This window comes from Micromonospora sp. NPDC047465 (assembly GCF_040643125.1).
In the GTDB taxonomy this organism is placed as follows: Bacteria; Actinomycetota; Actinomycetes; order Mycobacteriales; family Micromonosporaceae; genus Micromonospora.
Window position 1 is genome coordinate 44,537 of record NZ_JBEYTP010000011.1, and the last position, 16,898, is coordinate 61,434.

The 16,898-nt window shown below is 72.3% G+C and carries 15 protein-coding genes; 9 read left to right on the forward strand and 6 right to left on the reverse strand.

Features of this window, described 5'->3' with window-relative positions; all coding sequences use genetic code 11:
* The first annotated feature begins 207 nt into the window (after nt 1-207).
* From ABZ793_RS13070 to ABZ793_RS13090, 5 genes are all read left to right on the forward strand, one after another.
* Nucleotides 208-1,872 (forward strand): ABC transporter substrate-binding protein, encoded by a 1,665-nt coding sequence (locus ABZ793_RS13070; RefSeq protein ID WP_357456348.1) that lies wholly within the window; start codon nt 208-210, stop codon nt 1,870-1,872.
* 77 nt (nt 1,873-1,949) lie between these two features.
* Nucleotides 1,950-2,954 (forward strand): ABC transporter permease, encoded by a 1,005-nt coding sequence (locus ABZ793_RS13075; protein ID WP_350709556.1) that lies wholly within the window; start codon nt 1,950-1,952, stop codon nt 2,952-2,954.
* The gene (locus tag ABZ793_RS13080) at nt 2,951-3,919 is read left to right on the forward strand and encodes an ABC transporter permease (protein ID WP_350709554.1); all 969 of its coding nucleotides are present in this window, start codon (nt 2,951-2,953) and stop codon (nt 3,917-3,919) included. Before ABZ793_RS13075 ends, ABZ793_RS13080 begins: the two co-directional genes overlap by 4 nt.
* Before the next feature lie 110 nt (nt 3,920-4,029).
* Nucleotides 4,030-5,109 carry an ABC transporter ATP-binding protein gene (locus ABZ793_RS13085; RefSeq protein ID WP_357456353.1) on the forward strand — a complete coding sequence of 360 codons (1,080 nt, stop codon included), beginning with the start codon at nt 4,030-4,032 and terminating at the stop codon, nt 5,107-5,109.
* The gene (locus ABZ793_RS13090; RefSeq protein ID WP_357456356.1) at nt 5,106-6,209 is read left to right on the forward strand and encodes an oligopeptide/dipeptide ABC transporter ATP-binding protein; all 1,104 of its coding nucleotides are present in this window, start codon (nt 5,106-5,108) and stop codon (nt 6,207-6,209) included. Before ABZ793_RS13085 ends, ABZ793_RS13090 begins: the two co-directional genes overlap by 4 nt.
* Nucleotides 6,210-6,257: 48 nt before the next feature.
* Here the strand turns inward: ABZ793_RS13090 and ABZ793_RS13095 are convergent, their stop codons facing one another.
* Complete coding sequence (locus tag ABZ793_RS13095) at nt 6,258-6,713, reverse strand: hypothetical protein (protein ID WP_357456359.1); 456 nt, start codon at nt 6,711-6,713, stop codon at nt 6,258-6,260.
* The gene (locus ABZ793_RS13100) at nt 6,695-7,354 is read right to left on the reverse strand and encodes an HNH endonuclease family protein (RefSeq protein ID WP_357456362.1); all 660 of its coding nucleotides are present in this window, start codon (nt 7,352-7,354) and stop codon (nt 6,695-6,697) included. The genes ABZ793_RS13095 and ABZ793_RS13100 overlap by 19 nt, the downstream gene beginning before the upstream one ends.
* A 108-nt stretch (nt 7,355-7,462) precedes the next feature.
* Between ABZ793_RS13100 and ABZ793_RS13105 the strand changes: the two genes are divergently transcribed.
* Together ABZ793_RS13105 and ABZ793_RS13110 are read left to right on the forward strand one after the other, a co-directional pair.
* A complete protein-coding gene (locus tag ABZ793_RS13105) occupies nt 7,463-8,926 on the forward strand; it encodes an MFS transporter (RefSeq protein ID WP_357456365.1) in 1,464 nt (487 codons plus the stop codon).
* Nucleotides 8,923-9,135 (forward strand): DUF1737 domain-containing protein, encoded by a 213-nt coding sequence (locus tag ABZ793_RS13110; protein WP_357456368.1) that lies wholly within the window; start codon nt 8,923-8,925, stop codon nt 9,133-9,135. Before ABZ793_RS13105 ends, ABZ793_RS13110 begins: the two co-directional genes overlap by 4 nt.
* A 126-nt stretch (nt 9,136-9,261) precedes the next feature.
* Here the strand turns inward: ABZ793_RS13110 and leuA are convergent, their stop codons facing one another.
* The 3 genes from leuA to ABZ793_RS13125 form a co-directional block, all read right to left on the reverse strand.
* Complete coding sequence (gene leuA, locus ABZ793_RS13115) at nt 9,262-11,013, reverse strand: 2-isopropylmalate synthase (protein WP_357456374.1); 1,752 nt, start codon at nt 11,011-11,013, stop codon at nt 9,262-9,264.
* Nucleotides 11,014-11,251: 238 nt separating this feature from the next.
* Nucleotides 11,252-11,803, reverse strand: a complete 552-nt coding sequence (locus ABZ793_RS13120) for a nitroreductase family protein (RefSeq protein ID WP_357456377.1) — start codon at nt 11,801-11,803, stop codon at nt 11,252-11,254.
* Nucleotides 11,804-11,888: 85 nt separating this feature from the next.
* The gene (locus ABZ793_RS13125) at nt 11,889-12,773 is read right to left on the reverse strand and encodes a hypothetical protein (RefSeq protein WP_357456380.1); all 885 of its coding nucleotides are present in this window, start codon (nt 12,771-12,773) and stop codon (nt 11,889-11,891) included.
* Between the two features lie 222 nt (nt 12,774-12,995).
* Between ABZ793_RS13125 and ABZ793_RS13130 the strand changes: the two genes are divergently transcribed.
* Entirely contained in the window at nt 12,996-14,261 is a 1,266-nt protein-coding gene (locus ABZ793_RS13130) for an aspartate kinase (protein WP_357456383.1), read from the forward strand.
* Nucleotides 14,262-14,266: 5 nt separating this feature from the next.
* The gene (locus ABZ793_RS13135) at nt 14,267-15,328 is read left to right on the forward strand and encodes an aspartate-semialdehyde dehydrogenase (RefSeq protein ID WP_357456386.1); all 1,062 of its coding nucleotides are present in this window, start codon (nt 14,267-14,269) and stop codon (nt 15,326-15,328) included.
* A 9-nt stretch (nt 15,329-15,337) separates the two neighbouring features.
* Here the strand turns inward: ABZ793_RS13135 and ABZ793_RS13140 are convergent, their stop codons facing one another.
* On the reverse strand, nt 15,338-16,759 hold the full coding sequence (locus ABZ793_RS13140; RefSeq protein WP_357456389.1) for a diguanylate cyclase: 1,422 nt from the start codon (nt 16,757-16,759) through the stop codon (nt 15,338-15,340).
* Nucleotides 16,760-16,898 lie beyond the last annotated feature (139 nt).

The following is a 16,898-nucleotide window of genomic DNA, read 5'->3' on the forward strand; positions in this document are numbered from 1 at the left end:
ATGTAACAAATTTGCATCGACCAACCCGGACATCTCGCCCCTTTGATAGCGGTCCGGCGCTGCGTCCAGCGCGGGGTGCCCCGGTTAAGACACGATCCGGTACCAACCAGTTCGACGAAGGTTTCCCGGCGGTCCGAACGAGGGCTAAGGTCACGGCCATCGGTGACCCCTGTCACCACGTTGTCCGTACCCCCAAGGAGAAGCACCATGCGTGCATCCAGGCCGAAGGTCGCTATCGCGGCCGTCGCGGTCGCGGCCCTCGCGGTAGCAGGCTGCGCCGAGAGCGACCGCGGTGACAGTTCCGGCGGTAGCAAGAAGGACACCCTCGTCTTCGGCGTCGCCGGAGACCCGAAGGTGCTCGACCCGAGCTTCGCCAGCGACGGTGAGTCGCTGCGCGTCGCACGCAGCATCTTCGAGACGCTGGTCACGCCGGAGGAAGGGGGCACGAAGATCACCCCCGGTCTGGCCGAGTCCTGGACTCCGGACGCCGCCGGCACGACGTGGACCTTCAAGCTGCGTTCCGGCGTGAAGTTCCACGACGGCACCGACTTCAACGCCGAGGCGGTCTGCAAGAACTTCGACCGCTGGTACAACGCCAAGGGCCTCATGCAGAGCCCGGACGTGACGGCGTACTGGCAGGACGTCATGGGCGGCTTCGCCAAGAACGAGGACGCGGAGCTGCCGCCGAGCCTCTTCAAGTCCTGCACCGTCAAGGACGCCACCACTGTCGACCTGGCCTTCACCCGGGTCTCCAGCAAGATCCCGGCCGCGCTGATGCTGCCGTCGTTCTCCATCCACAGCCCGACCGCGCTGGAGAAGTACGACGCCAGCAACGTGGGCGGCACCGCCGAGGACATCAAGTACCCGGCGTACGCGATGGAGCACCCGACCGGCACCGGCCCGTTCAAGTTCAAGTCCTGGGACGTCGCCAACAAGACGCTCACCATCGAGCGCAACGACGACTACGCCGGCACCAAGGCCAAGCTGAAGACCATCATCTTCAAGACCATCTCGGACGAGAACGCCCGCAAGCAGGCGCTGCGCTCCGGCGACATCCAGGGCTACGACCTGGTCGGCCCGGCCGACGTCGAGCCGCTGAAGGGCGAGGGCTTCAACGTCCTGACCCGCCCGGCGTTCAACGTGCTCTACCTGGCCATCAACCAGAAGGGCAACCCGAAGCTCGCCGACATCAAGGTCCGGCAGGCCATCGCGCACGCCCTGAACCGGCAGGCGCTGGTCGACTCGAAGCTGCCCCCGGGCGCCAAGGTCGCCGAGAACTTCATGCCGGACACGGTCGAGGGCTGGAACGGCGACGTCGCCAAGTACGACTACAACCCGGAGAAGGCCAAGCAGCTGCTGGCCGAGGCCGGCGCGACGAACCTGACCCTGAAGTTCCACTACCCGACCGAGGTCACCCGGCCGTACATGCCGAACCCGAAGGACATCTTCGAGCTGCTCTCGGCGGACCTCAAGGCGGTCGGCATCAAGGTCGAGGCCATCCCGCTGAAGTGGAGCCCGGACTACCTCAACGCCACCACGTCCGGCAGCAAGCACGACATCCACTTCCTCGGCTGGACCGGTGACTACGGCGACGCCTACAACTTCATCGGCACCTTCTTCGACCGGCCGAAGGACGAGTGGGGCTTCACCAACAAGGCCCTGTTCGACCAGTTCAAGGACGCCGACACCACCGCCGACCAGGCGGCCCGGGTGGAGAAGTACAAGGCCCTCAACAAGGCCATCATGGAGTTCCTGCCCGGTGTCCCGGTGTCGCACTCGCCGCCGGCGATCGTGTTCGGCAAGGACGTGACCGGGGTCAAGGCCAGCCCGCTCACCGACGAGCGGCTTGAAACGGCCGAGTTCAAGTCCTGACCTGACGCAAGGCACGCGGGCGGGCGCTGTTTCGACAGCGCCCGCCCGCGACCCTCCGCACCCCTTTCGAGGCCACCGTGTTCCGGTTCATCGTCAGACGCCTGCTCCAGCTGATACCCACGCTGTTCGGGCTCTCCCTCCTGCTCTTCATCTGGCTCCGCCGACTGCCTGGCGGCCCCGAGACCGCCATCCTCGGCGAGCGCGGCACGCCCGAGATGCGTGCCGCGATCCGGCGCAACATGGGCCTCGACGAGCCGATCCTGGTGCAGTACGGCCGTTTCGTGCGGCGGCTGCTCCGCCTCGACCTCGGCACCTCGACCTCCACCAAGCGCGCCGTCACCACGGAGTTCCTGGAGCGCTTCCCCGGCACCGTCGAGCTGACCGTCATGGCGCTGGTGATCGCGATCGGGCTCGGCATCCCGCTCGGCTACCTGGCCGCCCGCCGTCGCGGCCGGATGCTCGACCACCTCTCGGTCGGCGGCTCGCTGATCGGCATCTGCATCCCCGTCTTCTTCCTGGCCTACGTGCTCAAGGCGATCTTCTCGGAGAACCTCGGCTGGTTCCCGTCCAGCGGCCGGCAGGACCCGACGCTCGGCGCCACCCGGATCACCAACTTCTTCGTCCTCGACGGACTGATGACGCGGGAGTGGGACGCCGCCGCCGACGCGATCTGGCACCTCGTGCTGCCGGGCGTCGCGCTGGCCAGCATCCCGCTCGCGATCATCGTCCGGATCACCCGGGCCAGCGTGCTGGAGGTGCTCAACGAGGACTTCGTCCGCACCGCCGAGGCGAAGGGCCTCACCGAGCCGACCGTCCGCCGCCGGCACGTGCTGCGCAACGCGATGCTGCCGGTGGTCACCTCGATCGGCCTGCTCACCGGCGGCCTGCTCTCCGGCGCGGTGCTGACCGAGACCGTCTTCGCCTTCAGCGGCATCGGGGCGTTCATCTACGACGCCATCGGCCAGCGGGACTACCCGGTGCTGATGGGCTTCATCATGATCATCGCGGTGGTGTACGTGCTGGTGAACCTCCTGGTCGACCTCTCCTACAGCCTGATCGACCCGAGGGTGAGGGTCCGATGACGATCACCACCGGCAAGAAGAAGGAAAAGATCGACCGGCTCTCCGAGCTGGCCGCCCGGGACGACGAGCGCGGCGTCAGCCTCTGGCAGGAGGCGTTCCGCCGGTTGCGGCGCAACCCCGCGGCGATCATCGGCGCGGTCATCCTGGTGCTCTTCGTCCTGGTCGCGGTCGTCGGGCCGTTCTTCGTCCCGTACGGGCCGACCGACGCGATCGGCATCCGCGAGGGCGTGGTCAAGTCGGGCCAGGGCCTCATCCCCGGCTCCTCCGGCGACCACTGGCTCGGCTACGACCACCAGGGCCGCGACGTGTTCAGCCGGATGATCGTCGGCGCCCGGCAGACCCTGCTCGTCGGCGTGGTCTCCACGCTGATCGGTCTGGCGGTCGGCGCCCTGATCGGTGGGGTCGCCGGCGCGGCGGCCGGGCTGGGCGGCCGGTGGGGCCGGGCCGTCGACACCGCGCTCATGCGGGTCATCGACATGATGCTGGCGCTGCCCAGCCTCCTGCTGGCGGTGAGCATCGCCGCCCTGCTCGGGGCGAGCCTGACCACCGTGATGATCGCGGTCGGCGTGGTCTCCGTGCCGGTCTTCGCCCGGCTGCTGCGCGGCTCGATGATCTCCCAGGCCAACAGCGACTACGTGCTGGCGGCCACCTCGCTGGGCGTGAAGAAGTCGAAGATCGCGATCACCCACGTGGTGCCCAACTCGCTCGCCCCGGTGATCGTGCAGGCCACACTGACCCTGGCCACCGCGATCATCGAGGCCGCCGCGCTCTCCTTCCTCGGCCTCGGCAACCCCGACACGGCCGTGCCGGAGTGGGGCGTGATGCTCGCCGACGCGCAGCCGTACCTGGGCATCCGGCCGGGGCTGGCGATCTACCCGGCGGTCGCGATCATCATCACCGCGCTCGGCTTCACCCTGCTCGGTGAGGCGATGCGCGAGGCCCTCGACCCGAAGCTGCGGAAGTAGGTCTCCATGTGTGAAGCGCGAGGAGTGAGCTTGCGAGCCCCGCAGTCGCGAACGGTAGGTCGGCTGTGTGAAGAGTTGCGAGCCCCGCAGTCTCGGACGGAGGGTCGGTAATGGCACTGCTCGAAGTGGACGACCTCTCCGTCACCTTCGCCCGGCGCGGTCAGCGCACCGTGCACGCCGTGGACGGTGTCTCGTTCTCCGTCGACGCCGGCGAGGTGGTCGGCCTGGTCGGTGAGTCCGGCTGTGGCAAGAGCGTGACCTCGCTGGCGATCATGGGCCTGCTGCCCAAGCAGCCGGGCCTGCGCGTCGGCGGCAAGGCGGTCTTCGACGGCACCGACCTGCTCCAGCTCGACGACCGGTCCCGGCGGGACATCCGCGGCCGGGACGTCGCGATGATCTTCCAGGACCCGCTGTCCTCCCTGAACCCGGTCATCCCGATCGGGTTGCAGGTGACCGAGGTGCTCGCGCGGCACCGGGGGATGAAGGGCGCGGCGGCCGAGAAGGAGGCGGCGACGCTGCTGGACCGGGTCGGCATCCCCGACCCGAAGCGGCGGTTGAAGGAGTACCCGCACCAGCTCTCCGGCGGCATGCGGCAGCGCGCCCTCATCGCGATGGCGGTGGCCTGCAAGCCCCGGCTGCTGATTGCCGACGAGCCGACCACGGCGCTGGACGTCACCATCCAGGCGCAGATCCTGGAGCTGCTCAAGGAGTTGGTCCGCGACTCCGGCACCGCGCTCGTCATGATCACGCACGACCTGGGCGTGGTGGCCGGCATGTGCGACACCATCAACGTGCTCTACGCCGGCAGGGTGGTGGAGACGGCCCGCCGTCGTCCGCTGTTCCGCGAGCCCCGGCACCCGTACACCGTGGGGTTGCTCGGCTCGGTGCCCCGCCTGGACGCCGGGCGCGGGGAGCGACTTAACCCGATCCCCGGCTCGGTCCGCGACGTGCTGCCCTGGCCGGACGGCTGCGCCTTCGCGCCGCGCTGCTCCCGACGGGTCGACGAGTGCGTGGGGGAGCCGCCCGCGCTGGTGCACGCCCACGACGGGCGCAGCTACCGCTGCGTCAACCCGGCGCCGCTGCCCGGCACCGTGCCCCTGCGGGCCGCCGCCACCCCGGCGGCGGACGCTCCGGCGACGGAGGCGACCGCGGGCCCGGTGCCCGCCCCGCGCGAGGAGGAGAAGCCGTGACCGAGAGCGACATCCTCGTCGAGGTCCGCGACCTGAAGGTGCACTTCCCGATCCGGCGGGGGGTGATCCTCGACCGGACGGTCGGGCACGTGAAGGCGGTCGACGGGGTCGACCTGCGCATCGCGCGCGGCCGGACGTACGGCCTGGTGGGCGAGTCCGGGTGCGGCAAGTCGACGCTCGGCCGGGCGCTGCTCCAGCTCACCCCGCCCACCGGCGGCGAGGTCGCCTTCGACGGCGTCGAGCTGACGAAGCTGCCGGCGGGCAAGCTGAGGTCGATGCGCCGCCGGATGCAGATGATCTTCCAGGACCCGATGTCGAGCCTGGACCCCCGGCAGAACGTCGAGTCGATCCTCACCGAGGGGTTGCAGACCCACGGCATCGGCGGCAACCGCGACGAGCGGCGGCGGATCATCAGCGAGACGCTGGACAAGGTCGGCCTGCCCCGCTGGGCGCTCTCCCGCTACCCGCACGAGTTCTCGGGCGGCCAGCGGCAGCGCATCGGCATCGCCCGGGCGCTGGTGCTCGGGCCCGACCTGATCGTCGCCGACGAGCCGGTGTCCGCGCTCGACGTGTCGATCCAGGCCCAGGTGGTGAACCTGCTCGACGAGCTCCAGGACAGCCTCGGCCTGACCTACCTGGTGATCGCGCACGACCTCGCCGTGGTGCGGCACATCTCCGACACGGTCGGCGTGATGTACCTCGGCGCGCTGGTCGAGGAGGCGCCGAGCGACCGGCTCTACACGGAACCGCTGCACCCCTACACGCGGGCGCTGATGTCGGCGGTGCCGGTGCCGGACCCCGACGTGGAGGACCGGCGGGAGCGCATCCTGCTCGCCGGCGACCTGCCCTCGCCCGCCAACCCGCCGGCGGGCTGCCGCTTCCACACCCGCTGCCCGTGGGCGCAGCCGACCCGCTGCGCCGACGAGCGGCCGGTGCTGCGGGAGATCGGCGGGAGCCGGGTCGCCTGCCACTTCGCGGAGCGGATCGCCAGCGGCGAGCTGCGCCCGCACAAGGTCAGCGTGCAGATCACCCGCCCGATGGGCGAGGGCGAGGAGCCCCACACCGTCTCCGCCCCCAGCGAGCCCGGCTCGTACGTCTGACCCGCGGCGCGGACGCGGTCCCGCCGGGGGGGCCGCGTCCGGCCGTGGTCAGCCCTCGGGGCGGTGCAGCAGGGCGACGGCGATGCCGTGCACCGCGTCCAACCCGGCCGGATCAGCCAGCGCGACCCTGCCGCCGGTGACCGTGTACCACTCGTCGGCGTCCTTGTACCGCACCGACAGCGTGACCTGGCCGTCGGCGTAGCCGGTGCGCAGGGTCAGCTCGCCGGTGACCACGCCGACCTCGTCGGTCATCACCCCGCCCGGGCCGGGGACGAGGTCGGCGGTGCGTTCCTGGGCGGCGGCTGACGCGCCGCCGGCGTCGGCGGCCATGCCCGCCCCCGGCACCGCGGTCTGCGTGGCGGCTCTCCCGTCCGCCGTCATGCCGGCCGTGGTCGGCCCCGCCGGCGCGCTGCCGGCAGCCGCCGCCGCGTCCTCCCCGCCGGAATCCGGCATCTGCTCGGGAGCGGGGGTCGCCCCGGCCCCGGTCACGGCTTGTTCGCCCATGTGCAGCCCTCCAACATGTCGGTCAGGGCGGCCTTCTCGGCGGTGGTCACCGTGAGCCGCCAGTGGTGCTTGACCGTCACCCAGTTCTCGGCGTACTGGCACCAGAACGCCCGGTTCGCCGGTTTCCACTGGGACGGGTCCTGATCACCCTTTGCCCGGTTGGAGTTCTTGGAAACCGCGATGAGCTGCGGTCGGTCCATGTCGTTGGCGAAGTCGCCGCGCTTGGCGTCGTCCCACTCGTCGGCGCCGGAGCGCCACGCGTTCGCCAGCGGCACCATGTGGTCGATGTCCACGTCGGACGGATCGGTCAGGGCGCGGTCGTCGTACACGCTCTCCCACCGGCCGCCGACCACGTTGCAGCCGGAGAGTTTGATGTCCTCCCCGTCGCGCTTCAGCACGCTGTCCCGCACGTCGCAGTTCTTGCCGGTGTCCCGCCAGTGCGGGAAACGCTCCCGGCTGTAGCCCTTCATCGACCCCGCGCCGGCGACGCTGAGCTGGGCCAGCTTCTGCGCGGCGTTGCCGCCGCTGCTGCTCGGCGGGGCCTCCGGCTCGTCGACGGGGACGCAGCCGGCCGCGCCGAGCGCCAGCGCCGCGGCCAGCGCGGCCGTCACCGCGGCGCGCGGTCCTGATCTGGTACGCACAGACGACACCTCTCCAGCTTGCGGGCTCCCGGCGATCCCGCACAGTACCCGGGCATGGTTTCGGCGTTTCGTGGCGTCTCTCATATGGTGCGGGGAAGATTGGACGCCATGACCGACTCCGCGCCCGCGCTCCGGCTGGGCACCGCCCACGGTCGGGGCACCCTGCTCGCCGCCGTCCTCGCCTCCGGCATGGTCTTCCTGGACAGCACGGTGGTAAATGTGGCGCTGCCCCGGCTCGGCGCGGAACTCGAGGCCACCGTCGCCGGTCTCCAGTGGACGGTCAACGGGTACCTGCTGATGCTCGCCGCCTTCGTCCTGCTCGGCGGCGCGCTCGGCGACCGCTTCGGGCGGCGGCGGGTCTTCCTGCTCGGGGTGGTCTGGTTCACCGCCGCCTCGCTGCTCTGCGGCCTGGCCCAGGGCACGGAGTGGCTGATCGCGGCCCGTTTCCTCCAGGGCGCCGGCGGCGCGCTGCTGACCCCGGGCTCGCTGTCGGTGCTCCAGGCCAGCTTCCACCCCGACGACCGGGGGCGCGCGATCGGCGCCTGGTCGGGGCTGTCCGGCGTCTCCACCGCGCTCGGCCCGTTCATCGGCGGCTGGCTGATCGACGCGCTCTCCTGGCGGTGGATCTTCTTCCTCAACCTGCCGCTGGCCGTGCTGGTGGTGCTCGCCGCGCTGCGCTGGGTGCCGGAGAGCAGGGACGAGGCCACCTCCCGCACCCGGGCGGCCGGCCGGCGCCGCCGCTTCGACGTGGCCGGCGCGCTGCTCGGCGCGCTCGCCCTGGCCGGCGTCACGTACGCGCTGATCGACGCCCCGGCGCGCGGCTTCGACTCGGCGCCGGTGCTGGTCGCGGCGCTGCTCGGGGTGGCCGGCGCGGTGACCTTCGTGCTCGTCGAGCGGCGCCGGGGCGACACCGCGATGTTGCCCACCGGGCTGTTCAGCAGCCAGCTCTTCTCCGTGCTGAACGTCTTCACCGTGCTGGTCTACGCGGCGCTCGGCGGCTTCACCTTCTTCCTCGCCGTCTACCTGCAGAACGTGGTCGGCTGGTCGGCGCTGCTCACCGGGGTCGCGTTGCTGCCGATGACGGTGCTGCTGCTGGTCGGCTCGGCGCGGGCGGGCGCGCTGTCGGCGCGGATCGGTCCCCGGCTGCCACTGACCGTCGGGCCGGTGGTCGCCGCCGCCGGGCTGGTGCTGCTGCGGGGCGTCGACCCGGACGCGTCGTACTGGCGGGACGTGCTGCCCGGGGTGGTGCTCTTCGGGGTCGGGCTGACCCTGGTGGTGGCGCCGCTGACCGCGTCGGTGCTGGCGGCGGTCGACGACCGGTTCGCCGGCGTGGCGAGCGGCTTCAACAACGCGGCGTCCCGGGCCGGCGGCCTGCTCGCGGTGGCGGCGCTACCGCTGCTGGTCGGGCTCTCCGGCACCGGCTACGAGCAGGCGGGCGAGCTGACCGGCGCCTACCGGGACGCGATGCTCTGGTGCGCCGGCCTGCTGCTGGCCGGCGCGGCGTTGGCCGCCCTGCTCATCCACCGCCCGCGCCGGCGAGAGCCCCGCGGAAGCGGTACGGTCGCCGCGTGACGGATCAGGACAAGGCGTCGCCCCGCCTGCGCTACCGCCTGCTCACCGGGCCGGACGACGCCGACTTCTGCCGGCGCGTCAGCGAGGCGCTCGCCGACGGGTACCGGCTGCACGGCTCGCCCGCGATGACCTTCGACGGTGAGCGGGTCGTGGTCGCCCAGGCGGTGGTGCTCGCGGACGGCTGGGCGGCCGACATCACCCCCGTCTGATCACGGCAGCGCCGACGGCGCGACCCGCCGGGCGTACGACGCCTGCGGCGGCTCGGGCGTGTGGCGACCGTGCGGAAGGGCCCCCTGCGATCGCCAGGCGTTCGGCAGGGGGCCCTTCCTCGCGCGTCAGGCGCGGGCGCGGTTGACGGCGCTCGTCACGGCCTTGATCGAGGCGGTGACGATGTTGGCGTCGGTGCCTACGCCCCAGACCGTACGACCGTCGACCTCGCACTCCACGTACGCGGCGGCCTGCGCGTCCCCGCCGGAGGAGAGCGCGTGCTCGTGGTAGTCGAGCACCCGCACCGCCACGCCCACCGACTGGAGCGCGTTGACGTACGCGTCGATCGGGCCGTTGCCGACCGCGGTCAGCGAGTGGGCCTCGCCGTCCAGGCCGACGCGGGCCTCGATCTCGACCTTGCCCTCGGGGGTGCCGATGGCGTAGCCGTCCAGGGTGAGCGCCGGGTCGGCCTGGTGGTCGAGCAGGTAGTGCCCCGCGAAGATCTCCCACATCGTGCCCGGGTCGACCTCGCCGCCGTCGTGGTCCGTGACCTGCTGGACCACGCCGGAGAACTCGATCTGGAGCCGGCGCGGCAGGTCGAGCTGGTGCTCGCTCTTCATGATGTACGCGACGCCGCCCTTGCCGGACTGCGAGTTGACCCGGATGACCGCCTCGTAGGTGCGGCCCAGGTCCTTGGGGTCGATCGGCAGGTAGGGCACCGCCCAGGTGAAGTTGTCGACGGGCACCCCGGCCGCCGCCGCGTCCGCCGTCAGGGCGTCGAAGCCCTTCTTGATCGCGTCCTGGTGGGAGCCGGAGAAGGCGGTGTAGACCAGGTCGCCCGCGTACGGGTGGCGCTCGTGCACGGGGAGCTGGTTGCAGTACTCGACGGCCCGCTTCACCTCGTCGATGCGCGAGAAGTCGATCATCGGGTCGATGCCCTGGGAGAACAGGTTCAGGCCCAGCGTCACCAGGTCGACGTTGCCGGTGCGCTCGCCGTTGCCGAACAGGCAGCCCTCGACCCGGTCCGCGCCGGCCAGCAGGCCCAGCTCGGCGGCGGCCACGCCGGTGCCCCGGTCGTTGTGCGGGTGCAGGCTCAGCACCAGGCTGTCCCGCCGGGGCAGGTGGCGGTGCATCCACTCGATCGAGTCGGCGTAGACGTTCGGCATCGCCATCTCGACGGTGGCGGGCAGGTTGACGATCAGCTTCCGGTCCGGCGTCGGGTCGACCACCTCGATGACCTTGGCGCAGACCTCCAGCGCGTACTCCAGCTCCGTGCCGGTGTACGACTCCGGCGAGTACTCGTAGTGGATGTCGGTGTCCGGGGTGTGGATCTCCGCGTACTTCTGGCAGAGCCGCGCGCCCTGGGTGGCGATGTCCGCGATGCCGTCGCGGTCCAGCCCGAAGACCACCCGGCGCTGGAGCGTGGAGGTCGAGTTGTAGAAGTGCACGATCGCGCGCCGCGCGCCGCGCAGCGACTCGAAGGTGCGGTCGATCAGGTGCTCCCGGCACTGGGTGAGCACCTGGATCGTGACGTCGGAGGGGATCAGGTCCTGCTCGATCAGCTGCCGGACGAAGTCGTAGTCGGTCTGGCTGGCCGAGGGGAAGCCGACCTCGATCTCCTTGTAGCCCATCTGCACCAGGAGCTGGAACATCCGCCGCTTGCGCTCCGGCGACATCGGGTCGATGAGCGCCTGGTTGCCGTCGCGCAGGTCCACCGCGCACCAGCGTGGCGCGGTCTCGACGTGCCGGGTCGGCCAGGTGCGGTCCGGCAGGTCGATGCGGAACTGCTGCTGGTAGGGCTGGTAGCGGTGGTACGGCATCCCGCTGGGGCGCTGCCGGGCGATCGGATCGGTCTCCGCGTCGGTGACGGGTTGAGCCATGACGAAGTGCTCCCCTTGAACATGTGGCGTCAGCAATCGGAAGGTGTCGGCCAGGTGCCGGGGCGACGGTGCCCGGGCGGTGCCGATGGGAAGTTCGGATGTGCTGGACGGCGCGGTTCGACTCCGCGACGAGGTGCCGGCCTTCAGGCCTCGTCGCGGCGATTAAGGAGGAGGTACGCCCGCCACATGACCAGGTAACCCTACGTGGTGGGACGAGTCGCGGGAAGGACGGTCCGGACTATGAGACGTACTTCGCATCCCCGCTGGTCAGCACGATCTGGGCCAGGGGGAGGCGGCGGCGCAGGCCGGTCTCCGACCCGAGCAGGTCGGCGGGCAGGCTGAGCGGGTCGCCGAGCTGTCCGACGGCCACCACCACGTGCGGCCGTACGCCGTCCGGCAGGTCGAGGTCGGCGGCCAGGCCGGCGCGGTCCAGGCCGCGCAGTTGGCGCACGTGCAGGCCGAGCGCCGTGGCCTGCACGGTGAGGTGGGCGATGGCCTGACCCAGGTCGTAGAGGTGCCCGGCGGCCCCGGTCAGGTGGGTGCCCAGCAGCAGGGCGGAGGCGCGCTGGGCCCACCGCTGGTCCGGCTCCGGCAGGTTCACCAGGATCCGCTTGAACGTCTCGTCGTCGCGGTGCCCGAGGACGAACCGCCACGGCTGGACGTTGTCGGCCGAGGGCGCCCAGCGGGCCGCCTCGATCAGCGCCGACGCGTGGTCGGCGGCCAGTTGCGCCGTCGGGTCGAAGGACCGGGGGCTCCAGCGGAACGCGAGCAGCGGGGTGAGGTCGACCATGCGACGAGTGTCCCGTACGGGCGGTTCGGCAACTAAGGGTGGTATGTCCGAATGTGGCGGAAAGCACCCGTAACGTGCGGCTGGGTCAGAGCGTTCCCGCGCTCGGGCTGTCGGTCGGCTCCGGCGCCGCCGTACCGAGCGGCTCGCCCTCCACCACCGGACCGGCGAGCTGCACGGTCGCCGGGGCCGGCCCGGGCGGCCCGGCCAGGGTGAGCGTGCCGAACGCCGTGCGCACCGCGGTGGGCGTGCCGTCGGGGCCGTAGCAGTAGATGCCCACGTCCAGCGGGGCGTTGATCGAGGCCGAGGTGGTCTCCACCGAGTAGCACGTGCCCGACGCCCCGGGCAGGGGCTGGGCGGGTGACACGGCGAGCGGGGCGCGCCGGTCGGTCAGCACGTCCAGCCAGTCGGTGAACGGGTGCTGCACCCGGGGGTCCAGCCGGCGGGGCACCGCGTCGTCCGGGTCGCCGAGGCGTACGCAGCTCGCCGGCTCGGGCCGGGCGGCGGACGGCAGGGCGCACTGGAACAGCCCATCGGCGGTGGCGGCGAGCGAGATGTCCGCGGTGCCGCCGAGCGCACCGCCCGGGACGTCGACCCGCCAGGTGCCGTCGTTCGCGCTGGTCACCATGATCGTGCGGTCCGGGGCGTCCGGGCTGCGCAGCGTGTAGCCGGCGACCAGGTGCCGGTCCTGCGCCGCCGCGGCCAGCGCGGCCAGCGCGTCGCGCGCCGCGTCCATCCCCACCGGGACGGGCGTCGACGTGGCGGGCGGTGGCGTGACCGGCTCGTCGGCGGCGCAGGCGACGAGGAGCGCCGGCAGGGCGAGCGCGAGCGGGCCGGCGAGGCGTCGGGCCGGCCGCGCCGCCGTGCGGAGGCCGGCGACGGGGGCGCGGACCTCCTCGGCGGCGGCCTTCCCGGCCCGGGCGGACTGACGATCGCGTCCGTGGGGGCCGGCCGGACTCAGGTGGGCGTGCACCGGGTCATTCTGCGGCCCGGGAACGGTGCGCGGGGCCCCTGCCGCCCCGTCCGCCCGGCGTGTCGCGCGCCACGCCCCCCGCGTCGGCCGGGCCGGATCGTGGGATCACCTGACCCGACCGAGCCGGTCGACCGATACCCTGAAGGCGTCTGACACACGCCGCCGGCCCCGACCGGCGGCGTCGGCACGCTCAGGGTCGTCGCTGGGAGGGAGCGCACCGTCGTGGCACTCGTGGTGCAGAAGTACGGCGGGTCCTCCGTCGCCAACGCCGAACGGATCAAGCGCGTGGCCGAGCGCATCGTCGCCGCGCGCAAGGCCGGCGACGACGTCGTGGTGGTGGTCTCCGCCATGGGGGACACCACCGACGAGCTGCTCGACCTGGCCAACCAGGTCAGCCCGCTGCCGCCGGGCCGCGAGCTGGACATGCTGCTCACGGCCGGGGAGCGGATCTCCATGGCGCTGCTCGCCATGGCCATCCACAACCTGGGGTACGAGGCCCGCTCGTTCACCGGTTCGCAGGCCGGCGTGATCACCACGTCGGTGCACGGCCGGGCGCGGATCATCGACGTCACGCCGGGCCGGCTCAAGGGTGCGCTCGACGAGGGCGCGGTGGTGATCGTGGCCGGCTTCCAGGGCGTCTCCCAGGACACCAAGGACGTCACGACGCTGGGCCGGGGCGGTTCCGACACCACCGCCGTGGCGCTGGCCGCCGCCCTGCACGCGGACGTCTGCGAGATCTACACCGACGTCGACGGCGTCTTCAGCGCCGACCCGCGGATCGTCCCCGACGCGCGGCACATCAAGCAGATCACCTACGAGGAGATGCTGGAGCTGGCCGCCTGCGGCGCCAAGGTCCTGCATCTGCGCAGCGTGGAGTACGCCCGCCGGGCGGGCTTGCCGATCCACGTCCGTTCGTCATACTCGACCAACACCGGCACGATGGTCACCGGATCGATGGAGGACCTTCCTGTGGAGCAAGCACTGATCACCGGGGTCGCCCACGACCGCAGCGAAGCCAAGATCACGATCGTGGGGGTGCCCGACGAGCCGGGCGCCGCCGCGCGGATCTTCGACACCGTGGCCGGTGCCGAGATCAACATCGACATGATCGTGCAGAACGTCTCCACCGAGGGCACCGGGCGCACGGACATCTCCTTCACCCTGCCCAAGACCGACGGCCCGACGGCCATGGCCGCGCTCAGCAAGATCCAGGAGTCCGTCAAGTTCAAGGGCCTGCTCTACGACGACCACGTCGGCAAGGTGTCGCTGATCGGGGCGGGCATGCGCTCGCACCCCGGCGTCGCGGCCGGCTTCTTCGCCGCCCTGGGCGCGGCCGGCGTGAACATCGAAATGATCTCCACCTCGGAGATCCGGGTCTCCGTGGTCTGCCGCGACACCGACCTGGACGCCGCCGTGCGCGCCATCCACGAGGCGTTCGACCTCGGCGGCGACACCGAGGCCGTCGTCTACGCGGGGACGGGACGGTAGCCCCCGTGTCGTCGCTGCCCACCCTGGCCGTGGTCGGAGCGACCGGTGCCGTCGGCACCGTGATGTGCGAGCTGCTCACCGGGCGGAAGAACGTCTGGGGAGAGATCCGGCTGCTCGCCTCCGAGCGCTCGGCCGGGCGGCGGGTGCGCTGCCGGGGCGAGGAGCTGACCGTCCAGGCGCTGACCCCGGAGGCGTTCGACGGGGTCGACGTGGCGATGTTCGACGTGCCGGACGACGTCTCCGCGCGGTGGGCCCCGGTCGCGGTGGGCCGGGGCGCCGTCGCGGTGGACAACTCCGGCGCCTTCCGGATGGACCGCGACGTCCCGCTGGTGGTGCCGGAGATCAACCCCGAGCAGGTGCGCAACCGGCCGAAGGGGATCATCGCCAACGCCAACTGCACCACCCTCGCGATGATCGTCGCGGTCGCCCCGCTGCACCGCGAGTACGGGCTGCGCGAGCTGGTGCTCGCCTCCTACCAGGCGGTCTCCGGCGCCGGTCAGGCCGGCGTGGACACCCTGCACACCCAGCTCACCAAGATCGCCGGTGACCGGGCCCTCGGCTCCCGCCCCGGCGACGTACGCCAGGCGGTCGGCGACGAGCTGGGCCCGTTCCCGGCGCCGCTGGCGCTCAACGTGGTGCCCTGGGCGGGCTCGCTGGCCGAGGCGGGCTGGTCGTCCGAGGAGATGAAGCTGCGCAACGAGTCGCGCAAGATCCTCGGGCTGCCCGACCTCAAGGTCTCGGCCACCTGCGTACGGGTGCCGGTGGTGACCGGCCACTCCGTCGCGGTGCACGCGGTCTTCGCCACCGAGGTGGACGCCGAGGGAGCCCGCGAGGTGCTGCGCAACGCGCCCGGGGTGATCCTGGTCGACGACCCGGGCGACGGCGAGTTCCCGATGCCGATCGACGCGGTCGGCACCGACCCGTCCTGGGTGGGACGGATCCGCCGCGCCGTCGACGACCCGCGCGCCCTCGACTTCTTCGTCACCGGCGACAACCTGCGCAAGGGCGCGGCCCTCAACACCGCCCAGATCGCCGAACTCCTCGCCAAGGAACTGACCCCCCGCTGACGGGTGCGGTCAGGCGGCGGCCAGGCGGACGCCGTCGCGGCCGTGCCGCTTCACCGCGTAGAGCGCCTGGTCGGCGCGGCGCAGGGTGAGTTCGGGGGACTCGCCGGGGCGGGGCAGGGCAACCCCCACGCTGATCGTGCGGCCGATCTGCCGCGCCGCCTCGGCGAGGCGCTCGGCGATCCGGACGGCCTCGTCGGGGCGGTTCACCTCGATCACCGCCACGAACTCGTCGCCGCCGATCCGGTACAGCTCGTCGCCGTGCCGCAGCGCCCCCTCCAGGGCCCGGGCCAGCCGGACCAGCACCCGGTCACCGGCCTGGTGGCCGTACGTGTCGTTGACGCTCTTGAAGCCGTCCACGTCGATCGCCAGCAGGGCCGTACGACCGGGGGTGGCCACGGCGATGCGGCGGCCGAACGGGCCGGTGTGGCGCAGCCCGGTCAGCGGGTCGGAGTTGGCCTGCTCGCGCAGCCGGGCGACGGTACGCAGCCGGTCCAGGCAGCTCCATGCCTGGCCGGCGAGCAGCTCCAGCAGGTTGACGGTGGTCGGGTCGGGGCGCAGCAGCCGCTCGTCGGCGACCAGCAGCACCCCGCCGTCGCCGGGTGGGCCGACCGGCACCGCGACCAGGGTGCGCACCCCGGCCCGGGACAGCGGCCGGTGGTCGGGGACCGGCGGGTGCCCCGCCTCGCCGAGCGTGTACCCCACTCCGTGGTGGTGGGCGCGGCTGATCATCCGGCCCAGCGCGACGGGGCCCGCCTCGGTCAGCTCCGCCCGGATCCGGGACTCGAACTCGCCGGGGGTGGCCGTGGGCGCGCCCAGCCGGGGCCCCTCCGGCCCGGCGAGCACCAGCACGGCGGCGGAGAGGGCGGAGACGTCCCGGGCCGCGGCGATCGCGGCGGCGAACAGGTCCCACTCCGTCGACGCGGAGGTCAGCGCGGTGGCGTGCCGGAGCAGCTTCTCGCTGCGGCTCTCCGCGGGCGGCCCGCCGAGCGCCACGATCCGGGCACCGAGCCGGGCGGCCAGCCGCTCGGCGGTCTCTCCCCACCGGGCCAGGTCGGCCGGCCCGCGCCACTGGAGGTCCAGCACGCCGATCGGCCGCCCCGCCGGGTCCAGCACCGGTACGCAGACCTCGGCGGTGACGTCGGGGCGTACCGGGATGTAGTCGGGGTCGTCGGCGACGTCGGGCACGACGGCGGTCTCGCCGGAGGCGTACACCCGCCCGACGATCCCGGTCTTCGGCGGCACGGTCGAGAAGACCTGCCAGGAGCCGGTCGCCGCGACGCAGCGGAGCCGGTCGTGCACCTGGAGCAGGACGGAGATGGTGGCCGGCGCGTGCCGGGCGAGCGCGGTGACGGTCCACTGGCACGCCTCCAGGGCGGTCGACGCCATGGGGAGGCGGACCGTCACGTCACGGATGACTCGCTCGTGATCCACTGGGCACGTCGTTCCAGGTTGGGAGGGGTGCCGGCCGGCGGGCGGGCCCGCACCAAGGGTACTCAGCGAGGCGTCGTACCGCCCGGGAGCAAGATCACCCACAGCCTTCGTACACATGTGCTATCCACAGGCTGTGGAC

Coding starts and splice junctions, on each gene's coding strand:
- ABZ793_RS13080 (WP_350709554.1), top strand. CDS start 2,951: ATGACGATCACCACCGGCAAGAAGAAGGAAAAGATCGACCGGCTCTCC.
- ABZ793_RS13070 (WP_357456348.1), top strand. CDS start 208: ATGCGTGCATCCAGGCCGAAGGTCGCTATCGCGGCCGTCGCGGTCGCG.
- ABZ793_RS13105 (WP_357456365.1), top strand. CDS start 7,463: ATGACCGACTCCGCGCCCGCGCTCCGGCTGGGCACCGCCCACGGTCGG.
- ABZ793_RS13095 (WP_357456359.1), bottom strand. CDS start 6,713: ATGGGCGAACAAGCCGTGACCGGGGCCGGGGCGACCCCCGCTCCCGAG.
- ABZ793_RS13085 (WP_357456353.1), top strand. CDS start 4,030: ATGGCACTGCTCGAAGTGGACGACCTCTCCGTCACCTTCGCCCGGCGC.
- leuA (WP_357456374.1), bottom strand. CDS start 11,013: ATGGCTCAACCCGTCACCGACGCGGAGACCGATCCGATCGCCCGGCAG.
- ABZ793_RS13120 (WP_357456377.1), bottom strand. CDS start 11,803: ATGGTCGACCTCACCCCGCTGCTCGCGTTCCGCTGGAGCCCCCGGTCC.